This is a genomic window from Ruoffia halotolerans (genome assembly GCF_014049385.1).
Classification (GTDB): Bacteria; Bacillota; Bacilli; order Lactobacillales; family Aerococcaceae; genus Ruoffia; species Ruoffia halotolerans.
Window position 1 is genome coordinate 19136 of record NZ_JACAOA010000023.1, and the last position, 17360, is coordinate 36495.

Here is a 17360-nt window from a genome sequence, read left to right on the forward strand (position 1 = left end):
GTATACATGCTATTATATATAAAAGAAAGTCAGAATGTAATGGAGGGATTGGATGTCACTTGGACTTCGGACAATAAAGATTACACTGGCGGCCACCATCGCGATTTACATCGCACAATTTATCGGCTTAGAAAACTCACTGGCGACAGGAATTATTACGATTTTAACTTTGCTAGATACACGTAAAGCGTCTCGTCAGATTTCCCTGACTTATTTAATCGCTACGGTACTTGCTTTTGCGGTTGCGACCGTCATATTTTTAATATTTGGGTTTCAAGTCTGGACATTTGGCCTGTATTTACTCATATTTATTCCAGTTGCTTACAGGATGAATCTTCAAGCAGCCATTGCACCGATTTCAGTTTTAGTCACGCATTTTGTCATCGCAGAAAGTGTGTCGTGGCAGTGGCAACTCAATGGTGTGCTAATTATGGTGATTGGCGCTGGTATGGCGATTTTGTTTAATTTATGGATGCCAAATCAAAAACTAAAATTAAAAAAAGGAATTAAAGAAATTGAAGAAAACTTCCGCGTCGTATTGGAATTAATAAATCAAAGATTACTTGAAAATGATTTTGATATACCTTTAATTCGGGCTGAAGTAGAGCATGTCGATACGTCTATAGAAGATTTCAGACAACTGGCTTTGTCCGAATATGAGAATCAAATATTCAATAAAGACGATTACTTTATTCGCTACGCTCAAATGCGATCTAGACAAGCAGATGTATTAAAACGGATGATTGATTCCCTGCATCATATTTCATTAAGAACTGAACAAAATACAACCTTAGCAAATATGTTTAAACTCACTTCAGATGAATTTGCGCAAACAAATAGTGGGAAAGGTTTATTAGAAAGTATAAGTGAATTATATAGCTATTACCGGAGCAGCGATTTACCCAAAAATCGAGAAGAATTTGAAACGCGCGCACTCTTATATCATATACTGATTGAATTCGAGCGCTTTTTAGAAATTAAACATAAATTTTACTTAGATAAACATATTCGCAAGTTTTAATCTGAGTGGTTACGACCAACCCCTGCGTATAAAACAAGACGGCCCAACAATTGAAGTGTTGGGTCGTCTTTTGTTTTAAATAATTGTAATTTTGAGGCTGAAATGTCCTTGAGAAAATTTCAGAGACCCAATTTCCACTTTAATGTCCCTGAGAAAGTCTCAAGGACACATCCCCCTATGAATGTTCGCGAATGAACGTTTCAATCTCTTGAAGCGATTCAAAAAAGAGGAACGTTTCTCAGACTTCAAGTTTAAGGAACTCTTCTTGCACCATGCGGTCAAACTGCTCCTTCAGAGCCTCCTAATAGGCGTCGACATTATAAAAAACAGTTGGTTTATTAATAAGTCCAATGCGAGTTAAAGAGACGAATTCAGAAATCTCTTCTAAAGTCCCAACCCCACTAGGGAGGGCAATAAAGGCGTCTCTGAGCTCAATCATCCGAGTTTTTCTCTCGGGCATTGTTTGAACAATCTCCATATTCTGAACGTTGGGGTGCTTCGCTTTGATCCCTCGCAACACTTCTGGGATGATTCCTTGGACATCGCCGTTCTCTTCTAATACTGTGTCCGCAACAAATCCCATTAAACCATTCATACTTCCGCCGTAAACGAGCGGATGACCTTGTTGTCCAATCCAAGTTCCTTATCTAGTAGCTGCTAAGCTAATATTCGGATTCTTACTAGGGTTCAAGCCGCAATAAACTGTAATGTTCATCCTCATCGTCATTTCTTATACATAAAATTCGTAACCTCATTATAACGAAAATATGAAGCAAATTTAAAAGTGTCTATTGAGTGTTTTTTTTTATAATTAATTATTGTGATAAAGATTGAGAATTGGTAATATATTTGTATTAGAATTTTATGGGAGGTTTCGGATGGGAGAAGAGGTTGAAAAAACAAATATGAACGCAAAAATAACTCAATATTTTTTCACTAAAGATTCAGTCAAGGCCAATTTTTTATACTTAGTTTCTTTTATATTTATCCTATTTGGTTTGTTAGTAGATCCATTAAATCAAGTATGGGATGGTTTCTTAGCTATTTTAACCTCACCGAGTAATCTGATTACGGATTACTTTGAAGTAGGGGGAATCGGTGCAACTTTTGTCAACGCTGGTTTACTGATGTTGATTAATGCGATGGCAATTAAGCGATTTTCTACAAAGATAACTGGCCCATTAGTAGCTGCTTTATTTACAGTTATGGGCTTCGCCTTTTTTGGTAAGAATTTATATAATTCAATTCCAATAACTATTGGAACACTGCTTTATAGTCAATATCGGAATATGCCGATAGGTAACTTTCTACTTACATCGTTATTTGCAACGACTTTAGCACCAGTTGTAAGTATTATTACCTTTGGACAAGGTTTGTCATATTGGGTTAGTGTTCCTTTAGGAGTTTTGGTTGGAGTCATCATTGGTTTTACGATTCATCCAATGGGATCAAGTTTCTTACGTTTTCACCAAGGATATAATTTGTATAATATGGGCTTTACGGCTGGAGTTTTAGGTATGATTATCGCGAGTATTATGCGAGTATTTGACTTAACGACGACTTATGATCCGATTATACAAACTCATTCCATTATTGAAGTTGAAGCATTCTTCGTGGCTTTTTCACTCTTTTTACTTATTATTGGTTTCATGTTAAATGGTAAGTCTTTTAAAGGATATGGGATATTTAAGAAAGATTCAGGGCGTTTAATCTCTGACTTCTTGACGGATTATGGAGTTGGTTTAACCTTTATTAATATGGGTGTCTTAGGTCTAACCTCTTTAGCTTATGTTTGGGTTGTAGGAGGTACGCTTGAAGGAGCCGTGATAGGTGGTGTTTTAACGGTTATTGGTTTTGGTACGTTTGGTAAGCATATCTTTAACGTAACACCCGTTGTAATTGGGATATTCGCCATGCAAGTCATGATGGCAGTAGACGAACCTAGTTCAACAGCATCACTTCTTTCGGCCTTATTTGGAACAACTTTGGCTCCAATTGCAGGCCACTATGGATGGAAGGCCGGAATTCTGGTAGGATTATTACATGCAGGGTTAGTACCGAATACGGGTATAACTCATGCAGGTTTAAACTTGTATAACAATGGCTTTGCTGGAGGATTCGTTGCAGCTACTGTTGTACCTGTCTTAGACGGAATTAGGGAAAGGAATGAGATGCGTGAGGGAATATCGAAAGGTTAAGTTGGTTATGAATGAGTTATTGGATTACTTTTATAACAGTGGTATGACACAGGCAAACATTCACTTTGGTCTCTTTGATCATCAAAGTGAAATAACAATCACAGGTCAGATCGATTCAGAACCTTCCGACCTCGATTTTGTTATCGAAAAGTTACGAGCAACTCAACAACCCGAAGTGGAAGAGTATTACGAAGACCTATTAGGGTTAAGAGATGACGAATTCCATGTCGATGTTTTGTCAGCACTCATTGATGTTGTCGAATATGATTTTGAAGACAATATTATGACGCTGAAAGCGATACGCAAACATCACTAAAAGGAGCCCGAAGGCTTCTTTTTTTTACAAAAAAACACGAGTGATCCTTAGGCCACTCGCATTTTATATATTATTCAAAATAATAAACAATTAAATCATTCGTTTGATGCAATATTTTGTAATCAGTTAACTGATACTTCTCTAAGACTGATTGGATTAGGTCTTCTTGCTTAAGTTGTGTATTATTAGTATAAATCGTTAAAGGCTCACCTAGATCATGCGCCGCCATCACAGGCATGACACTTGCGTCTGTCGACTCCAGAATCATAGGATAGACCTCATCATGTAAGGCGAGTTGGGGTGAGTATTCTGCGATTTGCCAACGCGAAGCACTAAAGACTATCGCCGAATCGGTGGGGTTTTCAAGGATACTTTGTGTTAAAGCCCCTTGTTCTAAATATTGAAAGTAAACTGTCTCACGCTTGAAACCAAGTAAGACGATTAAACTTAAACCAAGAATGGTCATGGCAGTTCTCCAAGGCTTACTTAAAATCGCCCGCAGGGAAAAGTAAATCACTAACACAACCGCCACAGCGACGACTGAATAAATTGGGTAAATGTAGCGGGCGGTATGATAATGAGATAAATCTTGAACGAGAAAGATATATAAGCCCATAGGCAGAATAATCATTGCAATTTGTAAGAAAGTCACTCGATTAAGTAAGGTCTTGCTTTGCACACAAAGTAGAATAATACAGCCAATTAACACACCGATAAAGATTGGTAGCGACACATCCGCAAGTAAATCCTCTTGCACAAAACTTAAATATAATTTCAAATTCTCTGTGAAATTCGCATTATTGGCATTATTTAATACTTCAACACCTCGATTCGAAGTGAAAATATGTGAAAAAACCGCTGGGAAAATACCCCAAGCAACCCCAATTGCGCCTACTTCTATAACGCCTAGTATAATTGCTTTTTTAAATTCCTTAATCATTAGAAGGCCAATACATGCGACCGCCACAATAAAGAAGGCATACAAATAGAAATAATAATGAGTCAAAGCGCCCAATAAAGTAGCGATAAATATAGGTATCAAAAGAATTGTCGTATGTGATTTATTAGAACGGCTATACCGTAAAAGTAGATATAACAAACTAATGACGAAAAAGCCCATCAGATGATACATCCGAATAAATAACATCGAACTTAACCCACCTATACTCAACCCCCAGAACAAGCCAGCAAAGATACTTAAATAAAAATTCTTCGTTAAGTAATTGATTAAGAAAAATAATACAATCACTGTCGCTATATGCGCCCCTAGATTAAGCGTTAAGCCCACCATCGGTGAAAAGCCACCTTGCCAAAAAGAGGCAATCGTGTGGAATAATAAATAATATAGCGGTGGATGCACGTCATTGACTTGATTAGACATTACCGACCCATATTCGAACGCTGTTGCGTGGTTAGGCATCAAGTAGTTTTGATAATACGTACTTGGCGTCCATTCATTGATTGCAGTTGGAAAGGGATTGTAGTAACTGTTGCTGAGACCATAAGAGTAAATTTCATCAATATGAAAGCCTTGTTTAGCAAAAGCAAAGTGAAGCATTACGTAGACTAAAAGACCTAAAGATACGAGGACAGTCCCCCAGCGGAATAAATAATGTGTTCGTTTAATAGGTTGACCCTCCTTTCAAGCGTGTTTTCAAATGCAGTCATTATAAAATATTTAAAAACCTTATGCAATAAAATATTTTATTCAACAAAAAAGCGTAGAACAAAGGAACTAACCCTTATATTCTACGCTCAGCGTTTATTCAGGAACTAATTCAACAATCACACCTAAACCAGAGGCATCATTAAAGCTCAGTGAATTATCCTCTAGAGTATAATCAGCTCCTAAAGAATCTAAGTTACTGATCACTTCATTAAAAAAATCTTCGGATTGAGTTTCCCAAATCGTTGCACGAAGTCCTTGTTGACCTTCTTTTGGTTGTGTAATCCCTTGATCGGCGAACCAATTATTATTTGCGACATGGTGGTGATAGCTTCCAGAAGCTTGGAAGAATGAGTCACCCTCAACATAACTTTGCGTAATTAAATTAAAGACATCACTGTAAAATTTACCCGCTGCATCATAGTCGTCAGATACTAAATGGAAGTGTCCAATTTTAGTACGTTCATCTAATTGAGTGAATTCCTCAGTCGCTGATTCCATTAATTCAACATAGTCAAGTGGCTCGTTTAACATGTCAACAGAGTTGCCACCTTCATCTTGAGGCCATTCTTCTACAGGGTAGTCCCAATATAATTCAATCCCGTTACCTTCAACATCAGCAGCATAAACCGCGTCACTCACACCGTGATAAGTAAACCCTTCAATAGGCGATTGATTTTCCATGAGATGGTTTAATGCACTTCCCAAATATTTGCGGTCATTGAATAGGAAAGCAGTGTGGTATAGCCCTGTTGATAAGCTTTCCCCACGAGGGATATCTGTCGGGAATATCTCAAGTAACGTACGTTCATCCGAAGTTCCTAAACGGTAATACCCATCTGCTTCTTCTAGAATCGTCATCCCCATGTTATATTCATAAAATTCAGCTAAGTTAACAGAATCGATTGAGTTAAGTTGGTAACGAGCTGGATAAATAACAGCGTCAGAAGTGGCACCTTCTTGCGCCATGGCTGTGAGTGGCCTCACGATAAGGGCAAGTAGGAATAGAGCGATAATTGTTTTCAGTGTGTTCTTTTTCAAAGTTGTCATCCTTTCGATTATATGTAAACTAATAAACACCCATAAAAGGCGTACAGGCCATAGCAAGTACACCTTTCAATGTTTTATTATTTTATGACTTTTAGGATAATACCTGTACCGGCCGGATCTTTAAAGGAAAGAGTCTCGCCATCTTTAGTAAATTCATGTCCAATGTCAGTTAATTTTGCTTGAATCGCTTTTAAATCTTCCGCAGAACCTGACCAAACAGAGTTGCGTAAACCTTGTGTTCCGTCTTGAGCAGCAGGGATATTACGACCATTCCAAAGGTTGGCTCCTAAATGATGGTGGTAGTCTTGTGTCGCCATAAATAAAGCTGCTTCATTCATAATGAATTTAAGACCTAAGCCCATCACTTCATGATAGAAACTTAAAGTTGATTCAATATCATTTACGTGTAAATGAATATGCCCCATCGTTGTTCCATTTGGTACACCGGTAAAAGGCACTTCTTGTGATGAAAGTACGCCTTCAGCGTCCATTGCGATAACGATTCCACCAATTAGGCCATTATCTTTAATGTCCCATTCACTTCTATCTTTATCAGCGTATATTTCAATACCGTTTCCTTCAGGGTCAGGTAAGTATAATGCTTCACTGTAGCCGTGATCTGATGCACCTTCAACATTGACTTGGTTTTCTAGTAAGTGACGTAACATCCCACCTAAGTCACCGCGTGTTGGTAATAATAAAGCTAAGTGATATAAACCAGTCGTTCTTTGTGATTTTTCAGTTGTCGTTGGGTAAATTGAGATAAGTACAGTTCCGTTTGGTGTTCCTAAGTGATAGATTTTCCCAGCGTCATCTTTGCTTAGTAAAGTTAAGCCGATTTTTTCCTCATAAAAACTTGCTAATTCAGTTGGTTTTAACGCGTTTAATTCAATTCCAGTTGTTTGGATAGTTGTTGCTGATTGTGTAATTGCTTCGGTTGTCATATATGTATCTTCCTTTCAGTTGTTGCTTTTCTTTAATATCATTCAAACGTCAACTTGATGATATCATGATAAAAAGCAGACATCAATACGAATTCGAGATAAACAACACTTAAGAACACATTGACGATTAAGTCTATTTTTTAAGAGGGAAAACGAGCTATAGAGGATAATTTTCGACAATGAATCAATTATTTAATATAATGTACAGTAGAAACTATTAAATGTCTCGGAAGGAGAATATATATATGAATATCATGTGGATAATTATCGCCGTTATCGTGGTCATCGCGATTATCTGGGTACTTATTTATAATAATTTAATTAAACGTCGTAACTGGGTAGATGAATCATTTAGCCAAATCGATGTACAGCTACAACGTCGTAACGATTTAATTCCAAACTTAGTGAACACGGTAAAAGGTTATGCGAGTCACGAAAGAGAAACTTTAGAATCAGTCACTCAAGCAAGACAACAATTGATTAACTTGCCAAGTGATGCGGATCCAGCTGAAATTAATGCTAAGTCTAATGAATTATCAGGGGCTCTATCAAGACTATTAGTTGTCGCAGAGCAATATCCAGATTTAAAAGCGAATACGAACTTTACACAATTGCAATCAACCCTTGAGAAAACGGAGCAACAAATTGCGACGGCACGTCAACTGTACAACTCAACTGCAACCCAATATAACACAACCGTTGAAACAGTGCCGACGAATATTGTGGCAAATGTTCATGGCTTTAATCGACGAAGCTTACTAGAAACTCCAGAGGAAGCACGCCAAGTACCAGAAGTTCAATTTTAATAATCATTATAAATGATGCGACTTACCTAATAAGGTAGGTCGTTTCTTTGTTATTAAATAATTCATACAAACATGCTAAGATGGATATACGAAGGTCAGTAGGCGTATCTCTAGCAATTGCTTGTTAACTATTATAGAATATTTTTATGGAGAGATGTCATTGAGATACTCATTTGATACTATTAACTTCGGATAGTAAATAAATAATTGCATAATAATGCTTAGTTATTATCGTACTGACTCATATAACTGACATGGAATATAAGGGGAGTTTAATAAAGGAAATATGTAACATAAATGTCACATAAACTCGTGTTTTAACACTATTAATTTATGAATAAAATGGGTAGAATGTAGTATATTATGTTAAGAGATTAAATTGGAAGAAAGGGGGATGCGAGTGTGAGTCGTGTAAATTTATATGTTCATTATGATTCTGTTACTAACCATATTATGACTCGAGGTATTGATCTAGTCCTTGAGGATTTTGAATCCCAGTATGTGCCGAATAATATAATACTTGCTCAAGCACCTCCTGAGGTTGGACGTTTTGACGCGCAAACAAATTTCAAAGTTTTACGAAATAAAACAGAAGTAGCGAACTACTTTGAAGCTAGTAGTAACGCAGAGTTGCGAATGTCAAATTGGATTGATTTTGAAAATATGGAATCCATGCACCAATTAACAGCCAATGAGATAGCTGAGATTTTATATTTGTTCCACGCAAATAAAGGCTTAAAGTCAGCATTTTTCTATAAACTTCAAAACAATTACGTATTTTTAAGGTTACCTAATGGCCTACTGAAAGTCTTTTACCGCTTTGTTTCACACTTCTATTCACGTTTTCAAAGAGTTATCCAAGCTAGAATGGTTGCGTTAGTGAATGAATCCCGTTCACTCTTTTTTATGCGAAAAGAAAAAGTAAATCCTTTACCGTTGAATATTGTGGAGCAAATCGCCCCGCTATTCTCTCGTGGAATAAAAATTAACTTTGTTCAAGCAATTCAAACGGGTACGTATTGGAAAGTGCCATTAAATATTATCGAAGACGAATTGACCTTATTAACGCAAGATCAAGTACCAAAAGAACACATTGGCTTTCTAGTTTATGATACGAACGCACAGCGCTGGACGTTAGAATTAGAAGTTATTGAAGACATCGATGATTTTGAATTACGAAGTCAAGGGGTTATATCAAGCAGTGTGGATGCTTAGTAAGCTTAGATAGTAACTTGCTTTATTCCATTATATAAATTAATATATAGTATTATGAATTGAATAGAAAAAAATATTATTTTTACAGTGGAAATATGGTATATTTACTATTGTTAAAATAAAAAAATTTTTATCTATTAGACGAGTTTACTATTGGAGGTTTAGACAATGAAAATCACAATGCTTTATGGCGGACAAAGCGCAGAGCATGATATTTCGATATTATCAGCACATAATATCGTGCAACAAATTATGTTCGATGTATATACAGTTCAACCTATCTATATTACCCGCCAAGGGAAGTGGATTAAGGGACCTTTATTGGAAGAGCCTAGCGCGTTCCCGGAACAGTTACGCTTAAGTTCCGCACAAGTAGAATCCTGGTGTGATAATGAAAAAGGTTCTTCGACCGGTATTAACATTAATCCTGGTGATATTGCGGAAGAGGATACAGTTGTCTTTCCAATTCTTCATGGACCAAATGGAGAAGATGGAACAATTCAAGGATTCTTAGAAATACTAAATCTTCCATATGTAGGAGCAGGCGTAGCCGCAAGTGCTGCTGGAATGGATAAAATTATCAGTAAAAACTTATTTGAACGTGCAGGACTACCGCAAGTTCCTTACATCGCTTTCGATCAAAGAGAATGGCAATCAGATAAAGAAGACTTAATTGCGCGTTCAGAAGGTAGCTTGTTATATCCATTATTTGTTAAACCAGCGAATTTAGGTTCCAGTGTCGGGATATCAAGAGTGACTGACAGCAGTGAATTAGTTGAAGCTGTGGAATTGGCTTTACAATTTGATCGTCGTATCGTTGTTGAGCAAGGAATTCGCGCAGAAGAGTGTGAAGTGGCTGTCTTAGGGAATGATGATGCGCACGTCAGTGTGGTTGGACAATTGGTGAAGCAATCTGATTTTTACAATTATGATGAGAAATACATCAATAATACCGTTGAGATGCAAATTCCTGCTGAAATTCCTGACCACATCGCTAGCCAAGTTCAAGATTATGCGCTTGCAGCCTATCGTGCGATTGATTGTTCGGGCTTAGCTCGAGTGGATTTCTTCTTAACAAACAAGGGAGACATCTATATTAATGAAATCAATACTATGCCAGGCTTTACCCAATACAGTATGTATCCGAACTTATGGTTAGGTACAGGCTTAAGTCAACGTGATTTAATTGATGAATTAATCCAGTTAGCCTTACGACGCCATGAAAGAAATAGCCAATTAAAAGTCGATTTTTAGTCGAATACGAATCATTATTTTGCTTTGCAATAGTGATTCGTATTTTATTTTGGACAAAATATGATATATTTAACTAGATATGATAAATAACGAGAAATGTATGGTAGGTGAAACATGAAAAATATTAAATTAATGGATGTAGTTAAAGCAGTTCATGCGATCGACTACACCGCAGAAAATAGAGACATTGAAATTAATAACGTAGAATTCGATTCCCGCCAAATAACTCCAGGAAGCTTATTTGTTCCGCTAACTAGTGGAAAGACAGACGGCCATGAATATATCCAAAAAGCGATTGAGAATGGTGCTATCGCAACTTTTTGGTCTAAAGACCAAGCTGAGGCTCCTTCGGAACAAATTGCCTGCATCTTTGTAGACGATACGTTAGAAGCGATGCAAGCCTTAGCGAAATACTACCGCGACATTCTAGACCCAATCGTGATTGGAATTACAGGAAGTAACGGAAAGACAACGACCAAAGATATGACAGCCAACGCGCTCATGGCAAAATACCAAGTGCATAAAACTCAAGGAAACTATAATAATGAGATTGGTTTACCTTATACGTTACTGCAAATGCCAGAAACAACTGAAGTTGTAGTGTGTGAAATGGGTATGAGTGGTTTCGGAGAAATTAAAGCTTTGAGTGAAATTGCCCAACCGGATATTGCAGTCATCACATTGATTGGCGAAAGTCATTTAGAGTTCTTAGGATCACGTGCAGGTATCGCTCAAGCCAAATTAGAGATTTTATCTGGCTTAAAAGAATCTGGTTTATTTATTTATCCAGGTGACGAGCCTTTAATACAAAGTGAGATGCCAGAATTAAATAAATCCATTGATACGCTAAGTATCGGCTTTGACGAGACAAGTGATGTTTATGCGAAAGAATTAATCGAAGAACAAAGTAAAACTTACTTTAAAACAAACTTAGACGAGAACGTTCTATGTATGATTCCAGTTATGGGAGCGTATAACGTATCAAACGCCTTAATTGCTTTAAGTATTGCCAAAAGCATTAATGTTCCAATTGAACAAGCGATCTTCCAATTGTCTCAGTTTAAATTAACGGCGAATCGTTTAGAATGGCTAGAGATGAAGAATGGCGCTCAACTATTAAATGACGCCTATAATGCAAGTCCAACATCGATGCGAGCAGTATTACAAGCATACTCGACACTTCAAACAAAAGAGAACGGCCGTAAAATTGCTGTCCTAGGAGATATTCGCGAATTAGGTCCTCACAGTGAACAATTCCATCGTGAGATTGTGAAAGATATTGATCCGCAAAATATCGATGTCGTTTACTTATTTGGTGAGCAGATGCAATATTTATACGAAGAATTAAAAGAAGTTTATGATGACACACATCTCATCTATGAACCAGAAAGCCATCAAAAACTCATTGAACAACTTGAGAATACGGTTACTTCAGAGGATATGGTCTTAGTTAAGTCAAGTTTCGGCGTTGATTTATTAAAAGTCGTGACTCACTTAACAAGTAAGGAAACGCAATCATAAACAAAATAGTTGTACCGTAAGGATTAACATGTTACACTAACAAAGGTTAAAGTGAAAATTTACATAGCATCGCCTAATGACACATGCCCATTTCTTGATACTGAGTTGTGTCTAGGCGTTTTTTCTTTTTAAACAAACATATAACAAACAGGCAAAACAGAAAGAGGTAATACCTTAGTGAAATTTAATGAATTTAATTTAAAACCCGAACTAATCCATACTTTAGATGATATGGGGTTCGAGGAACCAACACCTATTCAACAACAAGCAATCCCACATGCACTAGAAGGACGCGACGTTATTGGTCAAGCTCAAACTGGTACTGGTAAAACAGCTGCATTTGGTCTTCCAATGTTGAATAAAATCCACAATAACAATAAAGGAATTCAAGGAATTGTTATTGCACCAACTCGTGAACTTGCAATCCAAGTTCAAGAAGAAATTTTCCGCTTAGGAAAAGATGTTCGCGCACGCGTATTCACTGTATACGGTGGAACATCCATTCAAAAACAAATCGAACGTATCAAACGTAATCACCCACAAATCATTGTAGGAACACCAGGACGTGTTCTAGATTTAATTAACCGTCGTGTCTTAAACTTAAAAGACATCGAGACAGTTATCTTAGATGAAGCAGATGAGATGTTAAACATGGGATTCATCGATGATATTAAAGCGATTATCCAAAAAACTCCTGCAACACGTCAAACACTATTATTCTCAGCAACAATGCCACCCGCAATTAAAAAATTAGGTGAGCAATTCTTAACTGACGCGATTCACGTTAAGATTGAAGCGAAAGAAATGACAGCTGATTTAATTGAACAATACTTTGTTAAATTAAAAGACAACGAAAAATTCGATGTCTTAACACGCTTTATGGATGTACAAAATCCAGATCAAGCCATCATCTTCTGTCGTACGAAAAAACGTGTTGACGAAGTTGGACGCGGATTAACTTTACGAGGTTACAACTCAGAATTAATTCACGGAGACGTAACTCAACAAAAACGTTCAAGCGTAATTAACGAATTCCGTCAAGGACGCGTTGAAATCTTAGTCGCGACTGACGTTGCAGCCCGTGGTTTAGATATCTCTGGTGTGACACACGTTTATAACTATGATATTCCACAAGATCCAGAAAGTTATGTTCACCGTATCGGACGTACAGGACGTGCTGGTAAAGATGGTATGTCATTATCATTCGTTACACACAATGAAATGTCTTACTTAAAAACAATCGAGAACTTAACTCGTAAACAAATGAAACCATTAAGCCCGCCAACTTCAGAAGAAGTAGAGCACGGACAAGTTCAACAATTAGTTGACCAAATTAATGAGATTTTAGAATCGAATGAAGCAAACAAACACCGCAACACTGCGAAAATGTTATTAGCTCACTACGAAGCAAATGATTTAGTTTCGGCTTTATTAAAAGAAGTTTTATCAGAAAATAACGATGTTGAAGTTGTTATTTCTCCACAAAAGCCATTACCAAATGCTGGTGGACAGAAATCTAAAAACAACAAAAAATACAACAGACGCCGTAGTAATAACCGTAATGACCGTGGTGGAAACAACCGTGGAAAACAAGGTTACAAAGGCAAACAAGGTAACAAAGGTAAACAACAAGGAAACAATTCTGATCGTAAAAGCAAAAACTTTAAAATCAAGTCTAAAAACGACTAAGTAGCACATTCTATGAAATGTTTGTTAAAAAAGTACCAAATTCATTTTAACGGAATAAACTAAACAGAGTTTATCCTTTTATTCAGCTTTTCTAATATAGTAAAAGCTGACTTTTAACCAAAAAATACATATATCAATAAAATAAGTAAAGCAAGGGCGGAAGCTAACGCATTTTGCTGCAGAAGCCGTATGACACTGTGTTCATACGGCTATTAATGTATAATGAGATAAATATATAAATTTCAAAGGGAGAGCTAGAATGCAATTAGGGACAGATATAATAGAAATAGAACGCATTGTAGAAGCTTCGGTGCGACAACCTCGTTTTGCGGCCAAGATTCTGACGGAACTTGAATTGGAAATCTATAATAATTATTCGCAAGTCAGGCAAGCCAGCTTTTTAGCGGGGCGATTTAGTGCCAAAGAAGCCTATGGAAAAGCTTTAGGGACAGGCGTTGGTAGTAAATTAAAGTTTACTGATATTACTATATTGTCTGACGAACGCGGTGTGCCGGTAATTACTAACGCACCCTTTACTCACCCAGAAGCGAAAGTTTCCATCAGTCATTCACGCTTTCATGCGACAGCAACTGTGATTGTTGAATTGGATGATCATACATTAAGAGGCAGATTAAAAGAGTATTTTTCTAATAAGAAGGAGATAAATTAATGATAGATTATAGCGACCATAGACCCACACAAGCGATCGTCGATTTAACTGCGATTCGCCACAACATTCACTTAGTTGAAAGTCAGTTAAAAGACAATCAACAAATTTATGCCACTGTCAAAGCTGATGGCTACGGACACGGAGCTGTGCCAATAGCTCGAGCAGCGCTTCAGGCTGGTGCAACTGGATTAGCTGTTGCGACAGTTGATGAAGGAATTGAATTACGTAGTCAAGGATTCTCACAAGTGCCCATTCTTATATTAGGCCTAACAGATTCGCGTGGTATCGCAGAAATTTTACATTATAATTTAACCATTACCGTGAGTCATTTAGATTTTTTCAAACTGGCTTATGAGCAATTAGAAGAAACAAACCAGCTTGGTTTATTAAATTTATATAAATTAACTTTCCATCTGGCTTTAGATACAGGTATGGGACGTATTGGACTGCGCTCTGTTGAAGAAATTGAAGCATTTAAAGCTGGCATTAAAGCCTATCCTTGGACAAATTGGGAAGGTGTCTTTACCCACTTCTCAACAGCCGGTGGTGGACCAGAAGAATATATTGAAGAGCAATATAATAAGTGGGTAGAATTAACTGAAGCTATTCCTGAAGCAGTTAAAGTGCGTCATATCGCCAACTCTGGTATGGGTATGTGGCATTTGGATTATCCAACCGATATTGTTCGTTTAGGAATTGCGATGTACGGAATTGACCCCAAAGATGATTTTGAGAATCCAATCACTAAAGATTTGCGCCCGGCTTTACAATTAGTGTCCGAATTAATCTATGTTAAGAAAGTAGAGAAGGGATCTAAAGTGAGCTACGGCGCTACGTATGAAGCAAGTGAAGATGAGTGGATTGGAACAATTCCAATTGGTTATGCAGACGGGTGGTTACGGCACTATAAAGGGGTTTCCTTAAATGTTGACGGTCAAGCTTGCCCAATTGTTGGGACGATCAATATGGATCAATTGATGATTCGCTTACCGCGTGAATATCCTATTGGAACAAACGTGACTTTGATCGGAACGGATTATAAAGGGACAAACCATGCGTCAACAATTGCAAAAGAAGTTGGAACGATTGGTTATGAAATCCTAACGTCTATTGGACCTCGAGTGACAAGAGTCTATTTAGACGATTCTTATTAAAAATTTCAAGGAGACAAAATTATGTTAAAAGTAGCAAAATTAGTTGTCGGTCAAATTCAGGAAAATACGTATGTCGTCTATAATGAAGACAACAAAGCATTGATTATTGATCCAGGTGATGATGCAGACCGTATTATCGCTTGGATAAAGGAAAATGGTTGGGAACCCGAAGCGATTCTGATTACTCATACACATTTTGACCATGTCTTAGCAGTGGATTCAGTGCGAGACGAATTCAGTATTGAAGTATATGTTCATGAAATTGAATCGGAGACATTCCAAACTCCGAACCGTAATATGCAACCAAGTACAGTTGTAGTGAACCGTCCAGCGGATCATTTATGGACTGAACTTGGAGAACATACAGTCGGACCATTTACCTTTGACATTGCGTTGATTCCAGGTCATAGTCCCGGACATGTCGTGTACACATTCAAAGAAGATGGCTTCGTGATTTGTGGCGACACTGTATTCAACGGCTCGATTGGTCGAACTGATACACCTGGTGGCGATTTACAAACGTTATTAGTTGGAATTGCCCGTGATATCCTAACTTTACCCGGAGACTTTGTCTTGTTCCCAGGGCATGGTGGACCAACGACTGTGTCACAAGAAATCCAATCGAATCCTTTCTTACAAGCCTTTAAAGCTTAAAGATATTAAATAAGAGCAAGCAAAAAGTGTCCAAAAATCTTTGGACACTTTTTAATTTGTGATGAGTGAATGAGTTGGGGATGGAACTCGAGCCAAACGGGGGATCCATTTGACTTGAGTTGGTGCAACTAGAGTCGAACGGGTAATCCATTTGTCTTGAGTTGCTGAAAATCGTGCCAAACAGCACAGCCACCTAACTCAAGTGCTCTCTCAAATTTTCACTATCCTACAACGTAACCACATTGACATCGTATTTGCGGCGAGTCAAGTCATTAACTAGTGCACGGACTGACGATACATCCAAGTACTCTGGTAGCGTTACCATTAAGTAAGTGGACGTATCATAGGTCGTTTTCTCAAAGGTAACGGCAGATTGAATATCTGCCTTACGATTCACAAGTCGAGCTAACTTGTTCAGCTCGCCTTTTTCCCCACGTGTTTGAATAGCAAGAACGTAACCTGACTTGTCTGCGACCCAAGCTTGAGCTAAGTAATTAATCATAACATCGTGTTGGATGACTCCCGTAAAGACATTTTCCTTATCTAATACGGCAATAAAAGGTAAATCACGAATCGCAAAAATTAATTGGTAAAAGCTATCATTTTCGTGAACAACTCGCGTCGTGTTTTTAAGAAATTGAGTCACTTTTACTTGCGCCAAATCGGCATCGGGATGATGAAATTTGTATTTATAAATATGATAACGGTAAATATTACCGCGGTATAATGTATTAGTAGCATCGACGACCGGCGCATTTCTTAAAGAATGCTGCTCTAAAATTTCGATTGCGTCGAGACAATTCATTGTTTCACTAATCGTCACAATATTGTCTTTATGATGCACGAGGTTTTTTATCATAAAGCGAAACTCCTTGTAGTAAAATTCACTGTACTTTGATAGATTCATATTAGCAAAATGTGATTCAGAATGCAAAGGTTTTCTAATGGTTTTTTAATATTAGATTAATGTTAAATCTGTGTTTCTCATTAGCACAACATACAATATTAACATATATGCGTAAGATTATCTAGTTTTTATTAGAATTATTATGCAATAGAAATATGTTAAAAACTATTCATATTTCATTCAGGAAGAAATAGAAAAGAACGCTGATTTTACAAGAAGACGAAGGTTAAACTTGAAAAAAATTGCTTACATAAAAAAAGGGGGGAAAGACAGGATAAATTCATCTTTTATTTCT

At 37.2% G+C, this 17360-nt stretch carries 17 protein-coding genes; 11 read left to right on the forward strand and 6 right to left on the reverse strand.

Annotation, left to right across the window (positions count from 1 at the left end; all coding sequences use genetic code 11):
- Positions 1 to 52 precede the first annotated feature (52 nt).
- Positions 53 to 1021, forward strand: coding sequence for an aromatic acid exporter family protein (locus tag HW423_RS08340; RefSeq protein WP_218931475.1), 969 nt, complete (start codon positions 53 to 55; stop codon positions 1019 to 1021).
- Positions 1022 to 1322: 301 nt separating this feature from the next.
- On the opposite strand, the gene HW423_RS08345 is transcribed toward HW423_RS08340, so the two are convergent.
- Positions 1323 to 1655 (reverse strand): LOG family protein, encoded by a 333-nt coding sequence (locus HW423_RS08345; protein WP_328803153.1) that lies wholly within the window; start codon positions 1653 to 1655, stop codon positions 1323 to 1325.
- Between the two features lie 244 nt (positions 1656 to 1899).
- Here HW423_RS08345 and HW423_RS08350 point away from each other — a divergent pair, with 244 nt between their 5' ends.
- Both HW423_RS08350 and HW423_RS08355 read left to right on the forward strand, forming a co-directional pair.
- On the forward strand, positions 1900 to 3219 hold the full coding sequence (locus HW423_RS08350) for a DUF1576 domain-containing protein (protein WP_235956423.1): 1320 nt from the start codon (positions 1900 to 1902) through the stop codon (positions 3217 to 3219).
- Positions 3220 to 3226: 7 nt separating this feature from the next.
- Positions 3227 to 3535 carry a hypothetical protein gene (locus tag HW423_RS08355; RefSeq protein ID WP_218931477.1) on the forward strand — a complete coding sequence of 103 codons (309 nt, stop codon included), beginning with the start codon at positions 3227 to 3229 and terminating at the stop codon, positions 3533 to 3535.
- A gap of 70 nt (positions 3536 to 3605) precedes the next feature.
- On the opposite strand, the gene HW423_RS08360 is transcribed toward HW423_RS08355, so the two are convergent.
- The 3 genes from HW423_RS08360 to HW423_RS08370 all read right to left on the reverse strand — a co-directional run bounded on the left by HW423_RS08360 (position 3606) and on the right by HW423_RS08370 (position 7195).
- Positions 3606 to 5093 carry a hypothetical protein gene (locus HW423_RS08360; RefSeq protein ID WP_218931478.1) on the reverse strand — a complete coding sequence of 496 codons (1488 nt, stop codon included), beginning with the start codon at positions 5091 to 5093 and terminating at the stop codon, positions 3606 to 3608.
- Positions 5094 to 5297: 204 nt separating this feature from the next.
- Positions 5298 to 6242, reverse strand: coding sequence for a VOC family protein (locus tag HW423_RS08365; RefSeq protein ID WP_218931479.1), 945 nt, complete (start codon positions 6240 to 6242; stop codon positions 5298 to 5300).
- An 86-nt stretch (positions 6243 to 6328) separates the two neighbouring features.
- On the reverse strand, positions 6329 to 7195 hold the full coding sequence (locus tag HW423_RS08370) for a VOC family protein (RefSeq protein ID WP_218931480.1): 867 nt from the start codon (positions 7193 to 7195) through the stop codon (positions 6329 to 6331).
- Positions 7196 to 7440: 245 nt separating this feature from the next.
- On the opposite strand from HW423_RS08370, the gene HW423_RS08375 reads away from it, so the two are divergent.
- From HW423_RS08375 to HW423_RS08410, 8 genes are all read left to right on the forward strand, one after another.
- Positions 7441 to 8001: a LemA family protein gene (locus tag HW423_RS08375; RefSeq protein WP_171031299.1), complete on the forward strand. Its 561-nt coding sequence runs from the start codon at positions 7441 to 7443 to the stop codon at positions 7999 to 8001.
- Between the two features lie 402 nt (positions 8002 to 8403).
- Positions 8404 to 9216 carry a hypothetical protein gene (locus HW423_RS08380; protein ID WP_218931481.1) on the forward strand — a complete coding sequence of 271 codons (813 nt, stop codon included), beginning with the start codon at positions 8404 to 8406 and terminating at the stop codon, positions 9214 to 9216.
- A gap of 168 nt (positions 9217 to 9384) precedes the next feature.
- Positions 9385 to 10470 (forward strand): D-alanine--D-alanine ligase, encoded by a 1086-nt coding sequence (locus HW423_RS08385; protein WP_218931482.1) that lies wholly within the window; start codon positions 9385 to 9387, stop codon positions 10468 to 10470.
- A 114-nt stretch (positions 10471 to 10584) separates the two neighbouring features.
- Positions 10585 to 11991 (forward strand): UDP-N-acetylmuramoyl-tripeptide--D-alanyl-D-alanine ligase, encoded by a 1407-nt coding sequence (locus HW423_RS08390; RefSeq protein ID WP_218931483.1) that lies wholly within the window; start codon positions 10585 to 10587, stop codon positions 11989 to 11991.
- A 177-nt stretch (positions 11992 to 12168) separates the two neighbouring features.
- Positions 12169 to 13680 (forward strand): DEAD/DEAH box helicase, encoded by a 1512-nt coding sequence (locus tag HW423_RS08395; RefSeq protein WP_218931484.1) that lies wholly within the window; start codon positions 12169 to 12171, stop codon positions 13678 to 13680.
- Positions 13681 to 13939: 259 nt separating this feature from the next.
- The gene (gene acpS / locus HW423_RS08400; RefSeq protein ID WP_218931485.1) at positions 13940 to 14350 is read left to right on the forward strand and encodes a holo-ACP synthase; all 411 of its coding nucleotides are present in this window, start codon (positions 13940 to 13942) and stop codon (positions 14348 to 14350) included.
- A complete protein-coding gene (gene alr / locus HW423_RS08405; protein WP_218931486.1) occupies positions 14350 to 15504 on the forward strand; it encodes an alanine racemase in 1155 nt (384 codons plus the stop codon). Before acpS ends, alr begins: the two co-directional genes overlap by 1 nt.
- A 21-nt stretch (positions 15505 to 15525) precedes the next feature.
- Entirely contained in the window at positions 15526 to 16158 is a 633-nt protein-coding gene (locus HW423_RS08410; RefSeq protein WP_218931487.1) for an MBL fold metallo-hydrolase, read from the forward strand.
- A 51-nt stretch (positions 16159 to 16209) separates the two neighbouring features.
- Here the strand turns inward: HW423_RS08410 and HW423_RS11325 are convergent, their stop codons facing one another.
- Complete coding sequence (locus tag HW423_RS11325; protein ID WP_268951479.1) at positions 16210 to 16338, reverse strand: hypothetical protein; 129 nt, start codon at positions 16336 to 16338, stop codon at positions 16210 to 16212.
- A gap of 46 nt (positions 16339 to 16384) precedes the next feature.
- Positions 16385 to 17017 (reverse strand): cyclic di-AMP binding protein CbpA, encoded by a 633-nt coding sequence (gene cbpA, locus HW423_RS08415; RefSeq protein ID WP_218931488.1) that lies wholly within the window; start codon positions 17015 to 17017, stop codon positions 16385 to 16387.
- Between the last annotated feature and the right edge of the window lie 343 nt (positions 17018 to 17360).

Bases quoted from the DNA above. Each gene is read 5' to 3' on its own strand.
- HW423_RS08340 (WP_218931475.1), top strand. From the start codon at position 53: ATGTCACTTGGACTTCGGACAATAAAGATTACACTGGCGGCCACCATC.
- HW423_RS08350 (WP_235956423.1), top strand. From the start codon at position 1,900: ATGGGAGAAGAGGTTGAAAAAACAAATATGAACGCAAAAATAACTCAA.
- HW423_RS08355 (WP_218931477.1), top strand. From the start codon at position 3,227: ATGAATGAGTTATTGGATTACTTTTATAACAGTGGTATGACACAGGCA.
- HW423_RS08360 (WP_218931478.1), bottom strand. From the start codon at position 5,093: ATGCTTCACTTTGCTTTTGCTAAACAAGGCTTTCATATTGATGAAATT.
- HW423_RS08370 (WP_218931480.1), bottom strand. From the start codon at position 7,195: ATGACAACCGAAGCAATTACACAATCAGCAACAACTATCCAAACAACT.
- HW423_RS08375 (WP_171031299.1), top strand. From the start codon at position 7,441: ATGAATATCATGTGGATAATTATCGCCGTTATCGTGGTCATCGCGATT.
- HW423_RS08385 (WP_218931482.1), top strand. From the start codon at position 9,385: ATGAAAATCACAATGCTTTATGGCGGACAAAGCGCAGAGCATGATATT.
- HW423_RS08390 (WP_218931483.1), top strand. From the start codon at position 10,585: ATGAAAAATATTAAATTAATGGATGTAGTTAAAGCAGTTCATGCGATC.
- acpS (WP_218931485.1), top strand. From the start codon at position 13,940: ATGCAATTAGGGACAGATATAATAGAAATAGAACGCATTGTAGAAGCT.
- alr (WP_218931486.1), top strand. From the start codon at position 14,350: ATGATAGATTATAGCGACCATAGACCCACACAAGCGATCGTCGATTTA.
- HW423_RS08410 (WP_218931487.1), top strand. From the start codon at position 15,526: ATGTTAAAAGTAGCAAAATTAGTTGTCGGTCAAATTCAGGAAAATACG.
- cbpA (WP_218931488.1), bottom strand. From the start codon at position 17,017: ATGATAAAAAACCTCGTGCATCATAAAGACAATATTGTGACGATTAGT.